17 protein-coding genes are annotated in these 17,867 nt (G+C 41.2%); 8 read left to right on the forward strand and 9 right to left on the reverse strand.

The window, feature by feature from the left end; all coding sequences use genetic code 11:
* Window positions 1–78: 78 nt before the first annotated feature.
* Both cbiB and AACU33_RS02755 read right to left on the reverse strand, forming a co-directional pair.
* Entirely contained in the window at window positions 79–1,047 is a 969-nt protein-coding gene (gene cbiB / locus AACU33_RS02750; protein ID WP_096586929.1) for an adenosylcobinamide-phosphate synthase CbiB, read from the reverse strand.
* Between the two features lie 47 nt (window positions 1,048–1,094).
* Complete coding sequence (locus tag AACU33_RS02755; protein ID WP_086760837.1) at window positions 1,095–1,538, reverse strand: Rrf2 family transcriptional regulator; 444 nt, start codon at window positions 1,536–1,538, stop codon at window positions 1,095–1,097.
* A 401-nt stretch (window positions 1,539–1,939) separates the two neighbouring features.
* Between AACU33_RS02755 and AACU33_RS02760 the strand changes: the two genes are divergently transcribed.
* Window positions 1,940–2,353, forward strand: a complete 414-nt coding sequence (locus AACU33_RS02760; protein ID WP_096586930.1) for an AbrB family transcriptional regulator — start codon at window positions 1,940–1,942, stop codon at window positions 2,351–2,353.
* A 98-nt stretch (window positions 2,354–2,451) separates the two neighbouring features.
* Here AACU33_RS02760 and AACU33_RS02765 read toward each other — a convergent pair whose 3' ends face one another.
* Window positions 2,452–4,356 (reverse strand): chloride channel protein, encoded by a 1,905-nt coding sequence (locus AACU33_RS02765; RefSeq protein ID WP_096586931.1) that lies wholly within the window; start codon window positions 4,354–4,356, stop codon window positions 2,452–2,454.
* Between the two features lie 479 nt (window positions 4,357–4,835).
* On the opposite strand from AACU33_RS02765, the gene AACU33_RS02770 reads away from it, so the two are divergent.
* Together AACU33_RS02770 and AACU33_RS02775 are read left to right on the forward strand one after the other, a co-directional pair.
* Window positions 4,836–5,213 (forward strand): hypothetical protein, encoded by a 378-nt coding sequence (locus AACU33_RS02770; protein ID WP_096586933.1) that lies wholly within the window; start codon window positions 4,836–4,838, stop codon window positions 5,211–5,213.
* A gap of 286 nt (window positions 5,214–5,499) precedes the next feature.
* Window positions 5,500–6,144: a hypothetical protein gene (locus AACU33_RS02775; protein ID WP_096586934.1), complete on the forward strand. Its 645-nt coding sequence runs from the start codon at window positions 5,500–5,502 to the stop codon at window positions 6,142–6,144.
* Between the two features lie 103 nt (window positions 6,145–6,247).
* On the opposite strand, the gene AACU33_RS02780 is transcribed toward AACU33_RS02775, so the two are convergent.
* From AACU33_RS02780 to AACU33_RS02790, 3 genes are all read right to left on the reverse strand, one after another.
* A complete protein-coding gene (locus tag AACU33_RS02780) occupies window positions 6,248–7,603 on the reverse strand; it encodes a UDP-N-acetylmuramoyl-tripeptide--D-alanyl-D-alanine ligase (RefSeq protein WP_096586935.1) in 1,356 nt (451 codons plus the stop codon).
* Between the two features lie 105 nt (window positions 7,604–7,708).
* Complete coding sequence (locus tag AACU33_RS02785) at window positions 7,709–9,772, reverse strand: prolyl oligopeptidase family serine peptidase (protein WP_096586936.1); 2,064 nt, start codon at window positions 9,770–9,772, stop codon at window positions 7,709–7,711.
* Window positions 9,773–9,809: 37 nt separating this feature from the next.
* Entirely contained in the window at window positions 9,810–10,565 is a 756-nt protein-coding gene (locus AACU33_RS02790; RefSeq protein ID WP_096586937.1) for a hypothetical protein, read from the reverse strand.
* A 112-nt stretch (window positions 10,566–10,677) separates the two neighbouring features.
* On the opposite strand from AACU33_RS02790, the gene hemE reads away from it, so the two are divergent.
* From hemE to AACU33_RS02805, 3 genes are all read left to right on the forward strand, one after another.
* Entirely contained in the window at window positions 10,678–11,730 is a 1,053-nt protein-coding gene (gene hemE, locus AACU33_RS02795; protein WP_096586938.1) for a uroporphyrinogen decarboxylase, read from the forward strand.
* Between the two features lie 184 nt (window positions 11,731–11,914).
* Window positions 11,915–12,898, forward strand: a complete 984-nt coding sequence (locus tag AACU33_RS02800) for an NAD-dependent epimerase/dehydratase family protein (RefSeq protein WP_096586939.1) — start codon at window positions 11,915–11,917, stop codon at window positions 12,896–12,898.
* 174 nt (window positions 12,899–13,072) lie between these two features.
* Window positions 13,073–14,662, forward strand: coding sequence for a B12-binding domain-containing radical SAM protein (locus tag AACU33_RS02805; protein ID WP_096586940.1), 1,590 nt, complete (start codon window positions 13,073–13,075; stop codon window positions 14,660–14,662).
* 120 nt (window positions 14,663–14,782) lie between these two features.
* On the opposite strand, the gene AACU33_RS02810 is transcribed toward AACU33_RS02805, so the two are convergent.
* Entirely contained in the window at window positions 14,783–14,986 is a 204-nt protein-coding gene (locus AACU33_RS02810; RefSeq protein ID WP_096595104.1) for a hypothetical protein, read from the reverse strand.
* A 325-nt stretch (window positions 14,987–15,311) separates the two neighbouring features.
* Here AACU33_RS02810 and AACU33_RS02815 point away from each other — a divergent pair, with 325 nt between their 5' ends.
* Window positions 15,312–15,521: a hypothetical protein gene (locus AACU33_RS02815; RefSeq protein ID WP_339375721.1), complete on the forward strand. Its 210-nt coding sequence runs from the start codon at window positions 15,312–15,314 to the stop codon at window positions 15,519–15,521.
* A 162-nt stretch (window positions 15,522–15,683) separates the two neighbouring features.
* On the opposite strand, the gene AACU33_RS02820 is transcribed toward AACU33_RS02815, so the two are convergent.
* Both AACU33_RS02820 and AACU33_RS02825 read right to left on the reverse strand, forming a co-directional pair.
* A complete protein-coding gene (locus AACU33_RS02820) occupies window positions 15,684–16,055 on the reverse strand; it encodes a hypothetical protein (protein WP_096586941.1) in 372 nt (123 codons plus the stop codon).
* 125 nt (window positions 16,056–16,180) lie between these two features.
* Complete coding sequence (locus AACU33_RS02825; RefSeq protein WP_096586942.1) at window positions 16,181–17,233, reverse strand: aromatic ring-hydroxylating dioxygenase subunit alpha; 1,053 nt, start codon at window positions 17,231–17,233, stop codon at window positions 16,181–16,183.
* Between the two features lie 144 nt (window positions 17,234–17,377).
* Here AACU33_RS02825 and AACU33_RS02830 point away from each other — a divergent pair, with 144 nt between their 5' ends.
* Window positions 17,378–17,857 carry a YbjN domain-containing protein gene (locus AACU33_RS02830; protein WP_096586943.1) on the forward strand — a complete coding sequence of 160 codons (480 nt, stop codon included), beginning with the start codon at window positions 17,378–17,380 and terminating at the stop codon, window positions 17,855–17,857.
* The last annotated feature ends 10 nt before the right edge of the window (window positions 17,858–17,867 follow it).

Here is a 17,867-nt window from a genome sequence, read left to right on the forward strand (position 1 = left end):
GAGGCAACTGGGAAATGAGGGAGGTAGGGAAGGGAGTGCGGGAAGAAATGCCCCATACTCAATGCCCTATATTTATGATTACCTGTTTAGGGGAATTAAGAATATAGCGATCGCTACCCCTAACCAAAGTAAAAAAGAATATCTAGTTAATTGCAAAGCAGATGTAATGCTCTTTTGGGTGATGGGATAAATATCATTTCCTAGCAGTGGTTTATTTTTGGCTACGCCACGATACCAATTTGTACCTCCCATCTGCACGCCCAAGATAGCAGCATAGGCGCACTCACTCCAGCCAGAATTAGGACTTGGGTCGGCTACAGCATCTCGGCTACAAATACGCCAAACATACAGGGGTTTACCTGATAACAACGCCAACGTTATTACTGTTAACCGACAAGGAAGCCACGTCAGGTAATCTTCTAAACGCGCACTAAACCATCCCAAATAAGTATAAGGTGCTTCCCGATAGCCCACCATTGAATCAAGAGTACTACTAGCTTTATATGCTAAAGCTAACGGCACAACTCCCACAAATGGAATTAATCCTCCCACAATTGCATAAAACAGCGGAGCCATTACCCCATCAGTAGCATTCTCAGTTACTGTTTCTAAAATCGCTCGCAAAATTTCTGCTTCGGAAAGGTTTTTGGTATCTCGACCAACATAATTACTTAAAGTATCGCGAGCCTCTGCCAAATTTCCTGCTGTTAAAGGTTTTAATACAGTAACTGCTGCTGTTCTTAAACTTCTGCCAGCAAAACAACTAGCTAAGAGAATACTTTCTAGGGCAATTGCCAATAGTGGATGCAGCCATTTAGCACTTTGAATTATTACCCAACTAATAACTCCGCTACCAATCACTAAGACGATACCTAAGACAATTCCAGCTATTCTTTGGGTGAGAGAATTATGACAATATTTTAGGGTCAGTTTGGTGAAGTGGGAAATTGCCCATCCCATAAATTTAACTGGATGCGGCCAACCCCAAGGATCGCCAATCAAGTAATCTAAAAGTGCAGCAACTATCAAAACAACAACTGATGTCATTTGTCTTTTCTATGACTAGCATTGATTAGTGAGTAATAATCAAATGACTAGACAACAAAATTAGCTTCTTCTCCCAGTGAAGCTTGCCAACTCCGAGCATCGTAATAGAGATCTGCCAGAGTAATACTATATATAGCTTCTTTTAGCTTTTGGTTTAGTCTCTGCCAAAGCGTAAATGTTACCCAATCTTCAGCTTGTGCTGATGTTGGGGTGTGGTGGGGCAAATAAGTAATTGTTTCACCTACTGACTCTAAAATTTGTCCTATAGAGATTTTTACAGGTTCTCTTGCCAATTGATATCCGCCAACGCTGCCGCGAATTGATTTCACTAACCCAGCACGACGCATTTCTATTAATAATTTTTCTAGGTAAGGAGCAGGAATATCTTGACGATTGGCAATTGCTCTCACAGATACAGGGCCGTACTCTGGCTGTAAACTTAAATCAAGCAAAGCTTTAACACTGTAGTGTCCTCTCGTTGTTAGTTTCATTACTGAGCAGCTTTGTTTTTGAGTCAATAGTCAATAGTCAACGATCAAAAAAATTTGTAATTTAGACTTTGGTGCTTGACTAGGGATCAGTTTTGCTTATCATTCTGTACCCCAATTATCCAGATCGGCAGTTAGACAAACTTTTTAGCGCTACTTTAGAAAACTTAAACAAGTATAGTCTAGCAGTAATTCACAACATATATATATTTATCACTATTGCCAGCATTCTACAAAATAGATTCTCTTGGTAATATTGGAAATCAAGTAACAATTCTGCTTATGAATGTAATATACTTGGCAAGGCTGAAATAAAAACTAAAGGATTCTGTTCCTACTAGCTCAATGTCAGCTAAAATAAAATCGATTCAAAGACTTGAAACATTCGTTTTCGACCTAAGTTGATGGCTAAACAGAAAAAAATTGAACCCCTAGTCGGTGAAGATCTGCTCAAAAAAGTTAAAGAGCTAGAGAACGAGAGTAAAGAAGAGAAAGCCAAGAAGTGCGGTTACTATACCGTTACCAAAAATGGTATAGAGCGCGTCAATATGATGAAGTTCTTAAACGCCCTAATTGATGCTGAAGGCATTCAATTGGATAGCTCACCTAGTGCTAATGGGCGTGGTGGACGTAGTGCAAGCTATAGAATTAGCGTGCAATCTAATGGCAACTTGCTCATAGGTTCGGCTTATACAAAACAGATGAACCTTAAACCAGGAGATGAGTTTCTCATCACTTTAGGTAAAAAGCACATTCGTCTCAGGCAGGTAGATCCAGAAGATAGAGAAGACGCTGAAGCTATAGAAGCCACTGCTTAATAATATAGTCAACAGTCCAAAGTCAACAGTCCAGAGTCAACAGTCCAAATAATGACTATTGACCATCGATCGTTGACTATTGAACATTGACTGTTGACTCAATGTTTAGCGATCGCATCTGTTAAGGGTCGGGCAGATAAATATTGGTGAATTGCTTGATGCGTGACTGCTAAACTACACGTTAATGCAATTTGCTCCTTCTCTAGCAGACCTAAAATGTGCTCGTGGTTGTCTCGTGCTACCACTGGTAACTGATGCAAACCCCGAAGCGCCATGCGGTCTAAAGCTTCAGATAAAGGTTCATCTCTCCAAGCATAAAGAACTTCAGTGGTACAAATATCTAGAAGAGTTTGATTGGATAAATTACTCTGGATTTCTGCGGGCAAATTTTGATAGTTTTGTCCCAGGCGAAGCGAACGGTTGATATCTTCTAAAGAGATAATCCCTACTAATTTCTCGGCTTCATTAATTACTAAAGCACTATGACAGCGATCGCGGATCATTTCCTTAGCTGCGTCTAATATCCCCAGGGTTGTTGACAATTTTTTCGGACATGTTAGCATTGCATCTTCTACTAAAATTTCCTGCAACATCTCTGTCTTTTCATCTTTCAATTCCGAAAGTCCAATCTGTTGCAAATTAGAATTAGAATTAGAATTCGGCTTGATTCGCTCGATCAACCAAACACTCAAACCCACTGCCGCCATTAAAGGTAAAACAATGCGGTAGTCACGCGTTAATTCAAACAACATTAATATTGACGTTAACGGCGCTCTGACGCTAGCCGCTAAAACTGCTGCCATTCCTACCATTGCGTAAGCTGGGGGAGCAGCCATCTGTGCGCCAATTGCTGGTGCAATTAAAGCCACAATTTTTGCGTAAGCCGAGCCAAAAGAAGCACCTAAAAACATCGCTGGTGCAAACAAACCGCCGACAAAACCGCTACCAGTGCTAATTGCTGTCGTCAACAACTTTACTACCAATAGTACAATTAGCAGAGGCAGAGAAAACTCCACATCTTGCAGCATAGCTTGTACAGTGCCATAACCAATGCCCAAAATTTGTGGGTAATACAGAGCTACTACACCAACAATGACGCCACCAATAATTGGATGGATATGTCTAGGAATTTTTCCCAAAAATCCCAAAATGGGAACTTGTCCAGCAAAGCAGGCTTTGGCTAACCGAATTGATTCTTTATAAGCTAGAGAAACTAAACTTGCTCCTAAACCCAATCCGAGATAAATTGGCAATTCTAAAGGACTGCGGACTTGATACAAAGGTAAAGCAAAAGCAGGTTGTGCCCCCAAACCAATTTGCGCAATTAAAGCTGCTACCACTGCTGCTAACAGCACCACACTCACAGCAGAAGTAGCAAAAGAAGTAGCTCCCATCACAACCTCTAGAGCAAAAAACACTCCAGCAATCGGTGCATTAAAACCTGCTGCTAATCCCGCCGCTGCACCAGCACCCAAAAGCAAACGCTGTTGCTCTTGAGATACTTGCAGCACCAAAGACAATAACATCCCAAAATTGGCACCAATTTCCACACTTGGCCCTTCTGGCCCCAAAGAAGCACCACTTCCCAAGGACACTGATGCTGCCAACATTTTAGTGACAGGGCGTAGTGGCTGTTTGATTTCTTTTCCCTGAGAAGCAGCAATTAAAGATGAAAGTCCCGGGCCAAAGTCTTGCGTGCGCCAGCGCATCAAGCCGACAATTAAGCCGCCAAGAGTGGGAACGCAGGCTAAAGTCCACGCGCCCCAAGCACCAATAATGCCCATTAAGTCTTCCAGCATGAGGTCGTGAATCAGCTGGATCAAATAATGAAAGGTAACTACACCCATACCCGTACCGCCGCCAATTAATATGGCTAAAAGCAGCACAACGGTTTCTAGAGATGGTTGAAAACGGTTAATTAAGCGGGCTAAACGAGTGGAAAGAGAAGGAAAAGCAGGTGGTTCCGTCACCTTCCTCAGTTCCGTGGGAGGCAAGAGAGTCATTGAGAGGCGAGGTAAATGTAAGAAAAAATTTAAATTTTTATCTGTTACTTCTCATTGTGAGCCATTATTTAGCAACCAGACAAGTATGTTGAATCGGGCTAATTTACAAAGTTTTAGTAAAAAAAAATTCTACTGGGCATAATTTTCATCGGGAGAGTGGTTAAATGGGAGAGAATTATTTATAGTTGATAGTCAACAAGCAGTGGTAAGGTGCAAGTCAGTATGAACTCCAACGCTGTAGAGACAGTACGGTAAATGTAGGCTGGGTGGTTGCACCAAATGCCAACAGTAACAACAAGTCATTCTGCCCTGAATCTAGCTATACTCGTGTTGCGGTCATTAAACTAACGTTATTCAAAAGCAGACTGTATGTATAATTAAAAACCATAGACCACAAAGGTGAGTCTATGAAGTGTTAAGTGGAATTTACTATAGATATTGTTTAGAGAGCGAGCCAAGAGACTAGGCGGATAAGGTAGATGAATACACACACCTTTGATAATCATTATGTTACTTGCCCAATTTGCCAGAAAAATGCGACGCCAAAACCACTGAAGACGTGCATTGGCTTGTTTAGTTGTCCCTATTGCCAAGAAAAACTTGTAGTGTGTCAAAGCGGTCATTACGTCCGCGATCCATTTACTCTCAAACAGATGATGGTTTCTTCGGCACTACGTCGTCAAAGCAGTCCTTTAGCTAGGATTATACGAGATTTTGTTTTTCTGAAGCGTCCTGTGGTAGCCTTGGCTGTGGGAAGTGTGATGCTCTTGAGTACGATCGCACTAACTCAGCAAAACACAAGCTCCGAACAGCAAATAAATCCTCCAACAGAGAGAATAGATAAAAGAACTCAGTAAGTATATTTCCTGTTAAAGATTATATTATAATATACTTTCGATTATTATTCGATCGAGTATAAGATTAAACTTACCGTATACTATCCTAACTCGGAAGTATGCGGTTTAATTTTGTCAAAAGAGTGGCAAAAAAATCCTGATAAGGCTGTGATATTACGTAATGCAAGGAACTCAGCAACTAGCAGGTGCCGCTAAAATAGAAGTGTTATATATGATACATATTATTACTGCTGAAGCTAGAATAGGGAATATTAACCTAATTCATAATTTGCATTGCTAGATTTTAATGTCAAATAATTCAAATAACCCTAGAGAATATGATGCTGTTTTAGGAAATCAACCAATTCCTCTATTTGCAGCAGTGCTGGGAGGAATAGAGGGGGTAAAACAACAATTAGCAACTAATAATATTGAGCATCGAATTGCAGCTTTAACCAAAGCGCTAAAGTATGAAGATAGAGGTTTAAATCTGATTATAGAGGCGTTAAATGACCCAGAAGACCGAGTAAAAGAAGAGGCTTATACACTTCTAAAAACTAAAGAAGAAGTAAAACTAAAGAACGTATTGCATAGATTTATTTCACAATATTATTTCCTGCGTTTCGATGGTATTTATCAAGAAGATGTACAAAATGGTGTTTACCGCTATATCAGGTTTTACTCAGATGGAACAGTAATAACTGTATCTTCAACTGGCAATGCTGAACAAATCACAAGTTGGTTTTTTAAAGAAAATAACAAGAAAACTTTTTCTATAGGAACTTACATAGTTGACTCTGAAAATATTATATTTTCATCATCTTGTGATATTGGAACAGTAGAGTATTGGGGAAATATTCTCATGCATAGCAATACTATTTTGCTCAAGTGGTACAGTCATATCAATGGTTGTAGTGGAAATTCCAGGTATAATTTTATTCAATTGTTTTAATTACTGCCACGCTTTGAGTAGTAAAAAGCTAATGACTAATTTGCACCTTTAGCCATTAGCAGTTTTTCATTACCTATTACCCATTATTCGATTACTACCAATTTCAATTAGCAAATTCCGTACGCAATTGAGTGACAACTCGATCTAATCCTACAGAATGGGCAGCTTTAAATAATAAACGATCGCCTTCTCGAACAAATGTCTTTAATCTTGCTGCTAATTCTGCATGGGTGGCAAAGCACTCGGATGGAATACCCTCAGCGCTTTTGGCGATCGCTTCGGCATCAGTTCCATCTACCAAGACTAACAACCCGTCTAATTTCAACTTTTGCACGGTTTCTCCAACTCGCTGGTGCAACTGCGGCGATCGCTCTCCTAATTCTTTCATTGCACCTAACACCGCAATTTTGCGTTTTCCTGGCGTATCGGCTAATAATTGCAATGCAGCTAACATAGCTTCCGGTGCGGCATTGTAAGTCTCATCTAAGATTACCACATCATTGGGTAAAGCAAAGCGTTGCGATCGCCCTGTGGGCATATCGACATTTACACCAGCTTGCAAAGATGCCCAATCAATTCCCACTACCTTCGCTACCGCCAAAGCTGCTAAGAAATTCGTGGCATTGTGACGGCCAGGTAAGGGTAAAGGTAGCTGCATTCCTGCCACTGTTATCTTTTCATTATCAATTAGCTGCCCTTGGATATCACCGCCAGACAAGCCGTAAGTAATCGTTTGCCCTTGCCAAAATTGGGCAGCAGTAGAAGTTAACAAAGAATTATCGTGGTTGAGAATAGCGACGCTATCCTTGGGCATTTCGGCTAATAACTCACATTTAGCTTGGGCGATCGCCGCTTCGGAACCGAGTAACTCAATATGTGCCGTCCCGACATTGGTAATTACTCCGATTGTCGGATTAGCGATGTGCGTAAGTTCGGCAATCTGTCCCTTACCTCGCATAGCCATTTCAATCACAGCGTAATCGTGTTCTGGACTGAGTTCTAGGAGAGTTTTCGGCACGCCAATTTCGTTATTGTAATTGCCGTATGTCTTGTGAACTCGTCCTTGAGTTGCCAAAACTGCGGCAATTAGTTCTTTAGTTGTGGTTTTACCCACAGAACCAGTTACCCCGATGACTGGAATATGAAAGCGATCGCGCCACCAACGGGCAATTTTTTGATAGGCTTCTAGGGTATTTTTGACTTGTAAAACAGGAAAACCAGGATTTTCGTAGTCAAAATCAACAATTGCAGCTAAAGCACCTTTTGCGATCGCTGTTTCGACAAACTCATGTCCATCAAACTTTTCACCTCGCAAAGCCACAAACACTTCACCTGGCTTCAGAATCCGGGTGTCTGTTTGGATACCGCTACTTAATTGTGCTAAAGCGGCTGCTGATAAGTTTACAGGCTGGGCTAAAAGAATTTCAACCAGTTGATTTAAGGTGGCAGAACAAGGCATAAGAGTGGAAATTTTTCCAAAAAATAAATTATTGAAATTCTAGTGGCAAACCATTGAAATTTAAATCCCAAAGTATTATTCCATTCTGGGGAGCGATCGCGACGATCAAAAACCTAATCTATCGAGAATAAAGGCATATTCAAAAGCCAATTCTCGCAAGCTTTCGTAACGTCCAGATGCACCGCTATGTCCTGCACCCATATTGGTTTTTAACAGCAGAATGTTGTTATCGGTTTTCAGTTCTCGCAGTTTAGCTGTCCACTTTGCTGGTTCCCAATATTTGACGCGAGAATCATTCAAGCCAGCAGTAATTAACATATCTGGATAAGTTTTCGCCTCGACGTTATCGTAGGGCGAGTAAGACTTCATGTATTCGTAATAAACTGGATCGTTGGGATTACCCCATTCTTCCCATTCCATTGCTGATAGGGGCAATGAGGTATCCAAGATAGTAGTGACTACGTCTACAAAGGGAACGTGGGCGACTACTGCTTTGAATAATTCCGGACGCAGATTAATTACTGCTCCCATTAATAAGCCACCTGCACTCCCGCCTGTAATTACTAGGCGATCGCTTGCCGTCCATTTTTCAGCGATTAAATATTCACTACACGCGATAAAATCTGTAAAGGTGTTCTTTTTCTGTAAAAATTTGCCTTGTTCGTACCATTTTCGCCCCATTTCTTCCCCACCACGAATATGAGCAATAGCAAACACAAATCCTCTGTCTAACAAAGTCAGGCGATTTGAAGAAAATGTGGCTGGGTAGGAAGAACCGTAAGCCCCGTAACCTGTAAGTAATAAAGGATTTTGACTATCTTTTTTAATTCCCCTTTTGTAAACAATCGAGATGGGAATTTTTGTCCCATCTTCGGCGGTAGCCATCAGCCACTCACTTTGATACTGAGTTCTATCGTAGCCACCAAGCACTTCTGTTTCTTTTTTTAACTCACGCTGGTTAGTTTCCATGTTGTAATCGAAAACTGATGGCGGCGTAATAAAAGAAGTGTAGTGGAAACGTAGAATGTTAGTATTAAACTCTGGGTTATTACCTTCATAAAATTCATAGGTAGGCTCTGGAAAATTTATATTACTTTCCTCGCCTGTTGCTAGGTTTTGGACTCTAGCAGTTTCTAAGCCACCTTTTCTTTCATAAATCACTAAATGTTGAGCAAACAGACTAATTCCTAATAGCAACACATCTTCTTGATGCGGAATTACAGTTTGCCAGTTTTCTTTACTTGGATAAGCTACCAAGGTTTGAACTAGTTTAAAGTTGGTAGCCTCATCATTAGTCACAATGTAGAAGTAATCGCTGTGATGATCGACTTCATATTCCAAGCCTGTAGTGCGGGGGTGAATTAATTTCCAATCGCCCTCAGGAGTATTCGCATCTAAATAGCGAACTTCTGTAGTGATGCTGCTTCTTAAAAGCATCAGAAGATATTCTTCACTACGAGTTTTATCAACATATAAATGGTAAATATCATCTAGTTCTTCATAAATTAGAACATCTTCATCGACAGAAGTTCCTAAAGTATGACGAAATAGTTGATAAGGACGATTGGCATCATCAATTTTAGTATAAAATATAGTTTTGTTATCGTTAGCCCAAGCGACAGAAAAATAAGTATCGGGGATACTTTCTTCCGATAATTGAAAGGTAGTTAAGTCTAAGAAAAACAGCGTGTATTGTTCAGAACCACTAGTATCGACTGAGTAAGCTAAGATTTGATGATTGGGGCTAACATCAAATACTCCTAAGCTAAAAAATTCGTGCCCGTTAGCAAGTTCATTTTCATCTAAAAGCACTTCTTCTGGTGCTTCTAAGCTATCTTTCTTACGGCAATGAATGGGATAATCTTTGCCTTCTTCAGTACGTAAATAATAGTAGTAGTCATCTTTGCGGAATGGCACTGATAAGTCGGTTTCTTTAATCCGTGCCAGCATTTCATTATAGAGTTTTGTTTGCAGCGCTTGAGTATGTGACATCATCGCTGCGGTATAAGTATTTTCAGCTTCTAAATATGCAGTAACTTGAAGGTTATCAATATCGCGTAGCCAAAAGTAGTTGTCGATACGGCGATCGCCATGTAACTCTAAAACCTGTGGGTGTTTGTCGGCAACGGGTGGTTTAGTTAGATTTTGTAAAAGACGATCCTTATTCATCATTAAATAATCAGCAGCAGTTAGCTGCCTAGTAAGCTTAAGATGAGCCAGGAATTACAGTTTTGGGGTGTTGTTTTTTCTTTAAAGCACACAAGCCAATTGCTGGGATAAATCCCAGAATAAAAGCTGTAAATCCTTGCCCATTCCAATACAATATCGAAGTCCGGTTGGCTTCGGGAATAAAATTTTGCAACAGAGAAAGCAGCCAAATTAAAGTACTGATGAAGAAGAAGCAAATTGCTGGGAGAAAATTCCACCACCAAGCATTGACTGTGTAGCGTCGTAACACCAGCCATTGGCAAAGTCCGAGCCAAATTCCGGAAATAATATAGGAAATAGTAGACAAGCCACCCAAAATCACCATTGCTTCAGGAGATAAAGTTTCATTAAAGGATGCAGCAATCGAAGATATGTAGTTAATCCAGGCTGTAGAAACGCTGTTAGCAATTAACCAACCAACGCTAGTAGCTAGCAACCACCACCTAGCAGGTAGATATGGGCGCACAACTAACGCCTGATCGGCGGCGAAAATCACAGCAAAGACAATGCTGCTGAGATAGCTAGCAAAACTATTCCACATTTGGGAATCTGGAAAAAAACCAGGTGAAAGGCTAGCGAGCAGATTTTCCAAAGCTATACTGACAAGGCCACCTACCACCCATCCCAAACAGGTCATGAAGGTAAATTTGGTCAGGAAACTTCTGGTTTGAGAACGCGGGATCAAAAACTTTCTGATTTTAGAAGCGTTCTGAGTCGATGCAACATGAGAAGAACTGTTGGAATCAGCTTGCATATGAAGTTAAGTTAAGCAGAGACGAGAGTGAGAGCAGACTCCTGAAAAAGCGTAATCTCAGAATGATAAGCTAAACAGTGGCATAAAAAAGTGACTTAGGATGAAGTGTTAAATGGGTGTTTCCTCAACAGCTCCTAGACTCCTCATGGCAGCTCGCGGTGAAGTAGTAGACCGTCCCCCTGTATGGATGATGCGACAAGCGGGAAGGTATATGAAAGCATATCGAGATTTAAGGGAGAAGTATCCTTCTTTCCGCGATCGCTCAGAAATTCCCGAAGTAGCGATAGAGGTTTCCCTACAGCCTTGGAGAGCCTTTCAACCAGACGGGGTAATTTTATTTTCCGACATTGTAACGCCATTGCCTGGTTTGGGCATTGACATGGACATTGCGGAAGGTAAAGGGCCAATTATTCACTCGCCCATTCGCACTCAAGAACAAGTAGATAACCTGCGTCCCTTCGAGCCTGAAGCATCCCTGCCGTTTATCAAAACCATATTGCAGGCGTTGCGTCAAGAGGTAGGGAATCAATCAACGGTATTAGGCTTTGTCGGTGCGCCTTGGACATTAGCTGCTTACGCAGTTGAAGGAAAAGGTTCTAAAACCTATTCCATCATCAAGAATATGGCGTTTTCTGACCCGACAATTCTGCATCAATTTCTAGAAAAACTAGCAGATGCGATCGCCGTTTACGCACGCTACCAAATTGACTGTGGTGCTCAAGTTGTGCAAATGTTCGATTCTTGGGCAGGTCAATTGAGTCCTCAAGATTATGACACCTTTGCGCTTCCCTATCAAAAACGGGTTTTTGAGCAAGTCAAGCAAACCCATCCCGACACACCTTTAATTTTGCTCGTTAGCGGTAGTGCAGGCGTGTTGGAGAGAATGGCAAAATCTGGTGCTGATGTTGTGACTGTAGACTGGGCTGTAGACATGGCAGACGCACGTGCAAGATTGGGCAAGCACGTGAAAGTTCAGGGTAATCTCGACCCAGGCGTGCTATTTGGTTCCAAAGCGTTTATCCGCGATCGCATTCTCGATACCGTTCGCAAAGCTGGAAATTGGGGTCATATTCTCAATCTCGGTCATGGTGTGCTACCAGAAACTCCAGAAGAAAATGTTGCTTTCTTCTTTGAAACAGCAAAGCAACTTAATGCACTAGTTTAGGCGATTGTCAATCCGTTGTACATTTTTCTTCTTCGTGTTTTGGTGTTTTGGTGGTTAAAAATGATTTCTTACCAAAGAGACACTAAAACACGAAGAAAATTTATATTCTGATGTTGAGACTACATTGGGAACTAAAAATTCATTCCACGCAACTAAATAAATTAAATAAAATTTAAAACTCTCTATGAGTCAGAAAAGGATTTTAGTGACTGGTGCAAGTGGCTGTATAGGTCACTATCTCAGTGAAGCCTTAATTCAAGAAACAGATTACGAACTGTATCTACTAGTTAGAAACCCCAGTAAACTCCAAGTTAACATTCAGGCGCGTTCAGGTATCACCGTATTGCAAGGTGATATGCAAGAAATTGGAAAGTTCGCTGATTTGCTATCAACAATTGATGTTGCGGTACTAACAGCAACAGCTTGGGGTGGGGAGCAAACATTTAATATTAACGTCAACAAAACTCTAGAATTGCTGAAGCTGCTAGACCCAGAAAAATGCGAACAAGTAATTTATTTTTCTACTGCTAGCGTTTTGGATCGCCACAATCAACCACTCAAAGAAGCTGGAGAAATTGGTACAGATTACGTCAGTTCTAAATATGAGTGCTTACAGCAAATATCAAAATTAGCGATGCCTACGGCAAGTACTGCGTCCTACGCACCTAAAATTACCACAGTTTTTCCCACTATAGTTTTAGGCGGCGATGCTAACAAGCCCTATTCTGCTGTAACATCTGGTATCCCTGAAGTTACAAAATATATTAATTTAATTCGCTTTTTGCAAGCTGATGGCAGTTTCCACTTTATCCACGCAAGAGATATTGCCACCACAGTCAAATATTTAATTGAAAATCCCCCCACTGGACAGGAACCACGTAAGTTTGTTTTAGGTCAAGAGAAATTAACTGTTAACCAAGCCGTAGAACAACTCTGCGCCTATCTAGGTAAAAAGATTTACTTTCGCATTCCATTATCTATAACATTAGCCAACTTGATTATTGCTGTGTTCCGAATTCAGATGGCGGCTTGGGATAGATTCTGCATGAACTATCGACATTTTAGTTACGACAACGCCATTAACCCCGCCAGTTTTGAATTACCAAATTACTGTGCAAGTATAAGCGATGTTTTAAAAATTAGCGGCGTGAAAAGTAAACCAATGTAGGGGTTTAGCAATGCTAAATTTCTACCCCAAGATCTTGCCACGTAAAGAAATTTCCGCATAGCTATAGGTGAGAAAAAAGTTTAGTAAACAGATGAACCCGCTAAGATAAAAAGTCAATAAGTCTTAATTTTCGTTAAAGTGGGATAACAATCAAAGTGTGAGGATTGATACTGTATGCGAGTCCTACTGGTGTATCCAATATTTCCAAAAACCTTTTGGTCATACGAGAAGATTTTGGCGTTAGTCGATCGCAAGGTTTTGTTACCACCTTTGGGTTTAGTAACAGTGGCGGCAATTCTCCCTCAAGAATGGGAATATAAACTCGTCGATCGCAATATTCGCCCAGTTACGGAAGCCGAGTGGGCTTGGGCTGATGTTGTCATTTTCTCTGCCATGATTGTCCAGAAACAGGACTTACTAGACCAAATCCAAGAAGCAAAACGCCGTGGTAAGTTAGTCGCTGTGGGCGGCCCCTACTCCACCTCTACACCCCATGAAGTGCAAAACGTCGGCGCAGATTTTCTGATTCTGGATGAAGGGGAAATCACCTTACCGATGTTCGTCGAGGCGATTCAACGGGGTGAAACCTCTGGGATTTTCCGCACGAGTGAAAAACCAGATGTGACCAGTACACCAGTACCCCGCTTTGATTTATTAGAATTTGATGCTTACGATATGATGTCCGTGCAGTTTTCGCGGGGTTGTCCTTTCCAATGCGAATTCTGTGACATTATTGTTCTCTACGGTCGCAAACCGCGCACCAAAACCCCAGCCCAATTATTAGCAGAGTTGGATTATCTTTATGAGTTGGGTTGGCGGCGGGGCGTGTTCATGGTCGATGACAACTTTATTGGCAACAAACGCAATGTGAAATTGTTGCTGAAAGAGTTAAAAGTGTGGATGCAAGAACATCAATATCCCTTCCGCTTTGATACCGAAGCTTCTGTGGATTTAGCACAAGATCCAGAATTGATGGAATTGATGGTGGAATCTGGTTTTGCGGCGGTATTTTTGGGGATTGAAACCCCAGATGAAGATAGCTTGCAACTGACGAAGAAATTTCAAAATACCCGCAGTTCCCTTACCGACGCTGTGCAAAGCATCATTAAAGCCGGATTGCGGCCAATGGCTGGATTTATTATCGGGTTTGATGGCGAAAAAGCAGGTGCAGGCGATCGCATTGTCCGTTTTGCCGAACAAGCAGCAATTCCTTCTACCACCTTTGCTATGTTACAAGCGCTACCCAACACAGCATTGTGGCATCGTCTGAAGAAAGAAGGCAGATTGCGGGAAAACAAAGATGGCAACATCAACCAGACAACATTGATGAACTTTATTCCTACCCGCCCCTTGGAAGATATTGCCAGAGAATATATTGAAGCATTTTGTGCTTTATACGATCCTGTGAAGTATTTGGATCGTACCTACCGCTGCTTTTTAATGATGGGTGCGCCAAGTTGGAAAGCGCCGTTTAAATGGCCAGAGTTGATAGTAATTAAAGCACTATTAATTGTCATTTGGCGACAAGGTATTAAACGCGAAACTCGCTGGAAATTCTGGCATCACTTATTTAGCATTATCAAGCGTAACCCTGGAGTTGCCGAGCATTACCTCTCTGCTTGTGCCCATAACGAACATTTTCTAGAGTATCGTCAAATTGTGCGCGATCAAATAGAAAGTCAGTTAGCAGAATATCTTGCTCAAGGTGTAGAAAAACCTTATGTGCCAACGGTGGAAGAAAAAGCAGAAGCCGTAGTTAGTTAATTATTCGGAATGGGTAATTTTCAGGATTACCCATTACCATTGATAGCTAGTTCAACAAATACCAAAGAATAAATATCTAATATTGATAACGTGTGTTAACAGTGCGATCGCAATAAATTTTTAATCGACTACTTTAATCAATCCTCTCTGCAAAGCATCAAAAACTCGGCTGATTTGCAACCTTTCTTGTTCGTTCAAATCTGCTTTAGATAGCAGTGTTGACATCAACAGATGCTGATCTTGACGCGTAATTCGACGAATAGAAAATATATGCTCTAAGAGTTTTTCCAACTCCATTTGGCTTGAGGTGGCAGTAGTTAGCATATTCTTTAGTAAAACTTTGTCGATCAATATAAATAACACCAATTCGTCAAAATCCAGCCACAGATGTAGCCCATTAATTTTGAAATTTGGATTTTGAATTGGTATAACTCTTGTTAAATTAACAATTTTTGACAAAGCTTGACATGAGTAGCTATACGGAAACCCTTAATAATAGCCATTTTGGTTATTAGAGCTACTGTTTGGCACCTTGAGCTTGAGATAGTGTTGGGTAAAAAAGTGCCTTGTACAGATTCTCAAAGCACTATACTTTCATATGTTTGCTCGAAGTTCTCAATAGATTTACTTAGTTGCGTCATCTAAGCAGATGAAGAACAGGGGACTGCGATCGCATGTGAGGCGTGCGCTAGCCATTCTGCATTGGAAACCTGGGCTTGAGCAAGCTGTATGGGATGTACGACGAGTTTATGAGAATTTACCCATCAGCGCCAATCTCTCAGTCTCGGCTGAGGACTTTATATGTGTCGGCAAATTATTACTACACATGGAGGCGAGATTGGCGTCGTTAGCAGCCTAGAAAGTAGTGCGCAGCCATCGACTTAAGGGACAGTTCCGCATCTTAAACTAGTACAACTTGGCGGAAATAAACTACCTATTCAAAACACTGCAAAAGCCCGGAATATAATTCTTTTGACTTTTGACATTTGACTTTTGACTTCCGCGTAGCGGTACTAGCTTGCTATTTCAGCACTCGATCCAAAAAGTCTCTAGCCGATTGTGCTTTAGCCAGTGCTGTTTGATGGTCGCTATAAGCACGAACTAGGCGAAAAAGACCGCTGACACCAGTCTTGATCTGTTCAAGTTCTTCACCAGCAATTACTTCCCCATCAAGCATTCGCCCAATCAAAGGTTTGATCTCACCTACTTCCTGTCGGGCTTTTTGTAATTTTTCTAAGGCACTCAGTAAGCTTTTGAGTGAGTTTAAGATCTCATCAATATCCTGAGCTGCCTCGACTGTTTCAGAAGCATCTGTTACTGTCGTCGTGTCTTGTTCTGTCGGCGATTCCTGTGCAGACGCTTCGTTAGTTTTCACCTCGGTTGACCGTGCCATCAACGCTTCCTCAAGAAATTTTCCTTAGTGTATCGTTCTTCTCGCTAGTTGCCAAACTTGATTTGATCGAGAAAGGCAGAGAGCTTCTTGCATTCTAATCTCTGCCTCATGCTTGATTTTCCAGATTAATCTATCCTCTCAACCTGGCTTCTCATCAGCTTTTGCACGCTTACTAAAGCTCGATTTAATTCATAATTGCGCGTATCTGGATTTTGTAAATAAGCCTGTTGTTCTTCTTCAATCATTTGCACATCTTGCACAACTAACCCATCAAGTAGTTTCTGTGCTGCACCAAATAAACTATTTTTGACAAAGCGGCGAAACCAAACAGGTAATTTGTGCAACCGCCAAAATGAATTTAATGATGTGAAATGTACTAAATAAGCTTTTGTCTGGGTTTCATTGATGGGACAAAGCAGACAGTAAATTTTAAAATCTTGTCCTAAGGTTGATGTCCAATGGGGATAAATATAACTTACATCTAAAGGTTCGGGATGCAACCGCCGCAAAGCCGGAAAAAATAACTGGGATATCGACCAAATTTTATCGATTTTATAATAACTTTGGGCTGTGTAATGGGCATCGACGCGATTTGCATCTTCATCGATATCTTGTAGAGATGCTTCTGCCCAAGCTTGCAAATCCTGATGTAAATGTCCGTGATACATATCCATCAGGTTTTCAATTAAATAGGAATAATGAGCCTGACAATTAATAATTGAAACTGTGGCAATGTAATTGAGATGTTCCCACTCTGGCAAACCAAGGGGTTCTACAGCTGGCGATTCATCTCCAGGAAATAGCCAGATAAAACCGTCTTGTTCTTTGACTGGGTAGGTTTTAATTTTACAACTGGGTAGTTTCTGATTTTTTGCTAGGTAGGGAACGGCTGTACATTCACCAGATGCATCGAAGCGCCAACCGTGATAAGCACATTCCAAATCATTACCGACGACTTGGCCGTGACTGAGTTTAACTTGACGGTGGGGACAACGGTCTTCTAAAGCGTGGATTGTGCCTGTACTATCTCGATAAAGAGCGATCGCCTGCTGCCAAAGTACCACACCTACAGGCTTATTTGTTACTTCACTACTACGAGCAACTACATACCAGCGATTGGGGTTAATACCCAACTCACGAATATTACGACTTTGCACGGTTTGGGAAATAGAAGACATAGAATCGCGTATTCTTGTAGGCGTCTTAAGTCAATTGTCTGCGTTGAAAACCAGACTATCACTTTAGAAGCTAAAACTAACTGCTTCTACAAGCTATAAAGTATGTGTAGATAAATCAGTAACCATATTCAGCAAAAAATCTGTATGACAAACTACCAAGAAACTCTACCCAGCAACCCACTCGTCGAGGAACTACTCGTGGAAACCGCCAGCATCAACCATGTGGAAGTGATTGAAAATGTCATCGATAGTCTAGAACAAGATGACAGTGCAATGGTTAGCCACACTCCAGAAGGTAATTATCTCTGGAAGTTTAAATATGGCAGCGTCGAAGTATTTGTCCAACTCAGTGGTAAAAGTGATGAAGATACCATCACAGTTTGGTCTGTGGTGCTGAAATTACCTGCTAAAGATGAACCCAAACTAATGCGACGTTTATTGGAGATGAACTGTACCAGTACTCTCGAAGCTCGGTTTGGGATTATTGAAAACCAAGTTGTAGTCATTTCTACACGCACCTTAGCTGAATTATCTCCTGGCGAAGTCTCCCGATTAATTACCATCGTGGCGACGATCGCGGATAATAACGACGAAGCTTTACAATCTGAGTTTGGTACAGCTTGAAGAATTTAAG

This window comes from Calothrix sp. NIES-2098 (genome assembly GCF_963875125.1).
GTDB lineage: Bacteria > Cyanobacteriota > Cyanobacteriia > Cyanobacteriales > Nostocaceae > Aulosira.

Coding starts and splice junctions, on each gene's coding strand:
- AACU33_RS02825 (WP_096586942.1), bottom strand. CDS start 17,233: ATGTCTTCTATTTCCCAAACCGTGCAAAGTCGTAATATTCGTGAGTTG.
- AACU33_RS02755 (WP_086760837.1), bottom strand. CDS start 1,538: ATGAAACTAACAACGAGAGGACACTACAGTGTTAAAGCTTTGCTTGAT.
- AACU33_RS02775 (WP_096586934.1), top strand. CDS start 5,500: ATGTCAAATAATTCAAATAACCCTAGAGAATATGATGCTGTTTTAGGA.
- AACU33_RS02815 (WP_339375721.1), top strand. CDS start 15,312: ATGAAGAACAGGGGACTGCGATCGCATGTGAGGCGTGCGCTAGCCATT.
- AACU33_RS02760 (WP_096586930.1), top strand. CDS start 1,940: ATGGCTAAACAGAAAAAAATTGAACCCCTAGTCGGTGAAGATCTGCTC.
- cbiB (WP_096586929.1), bottom strand. CDS start 1,047: ATGACATCAGTTGTTGTTTTGATAGTTGCTGCACTTTTAGATTACTTG.
- AACU33_RS02830 (WP_096586943.1), top strand. CDS start 17,378: ATGACAAACTACCAAGAAACTCTACCCAGCAACCCACTCGTCGAGGAA.
- AACU33_RS02790 (WP_096586937.1), bottom strand. CDS start 10,565: ATGCAAGCTGATTCCAACAGTTCTTCTCATGTTGCATCGACTCAGAAC.
- AACU33_RS02780 (WP_096586935.1), bottom strand. CDS start 7,603: ATGCCTTGTTCTGCCACCTTAAATCAACTGGTTGAAATTCTTTTAGCC.
- AACU33_RS02785 (WP_096586936.1), bottom strand. CDS start 9,772: ATGAATAAGGATCGTCTTTTACAAAATCTAACTAAACCACCCGTTGCC.
- hemE (WP_096586938.1), top strand. CDS start 10,678: ATGGGTGTTTCCTCAACAGCTCCTAGACTCCTCATGGCAGCTCGCGGT.
- AACU33_RS02805 (WP_096586940.1), top strand. CDS start 13,073: ATGCGAGTCCTACTGGTGTATCCAATATTTCCAAAAACCTTTTGGTCA.
- AACU33_RS02800 (WP_096586939.1), top strand. CDS start 11,915: ATGAGTCAGAAAAGGATTTTAGTGACTGGTGCAAGTGGCTGTATAGGT.
- AACU33_RS02765 (WP_096586931.1), bottom strand. CDS start 4,356: ATGACTCTCTTGCCTCCCACGGAACTGAGGAAGGTGACGGAACCACCT.
- AACU33_RS02810 (WP_096595104.1), bottom strand. CDS start 14,986: ATGCTAACTACTGCCACCTCAAGCCAAATGGAGTTGGAAAAACTCTTA.
- AACU33_RS02770 (WP_096586933.1), top strand. CDS start 4,836: ATGAATACACACACCTTTGATAATCATTATGTTACTTGCCCAATTTGC.
- AACU33_RS02820 (WP_096586941.1), bottom strand. CDS start 16,055: ATGGCACGGTCAACCGAGGTGAAAACTAACGAAGCGTCTGCACAGGAA.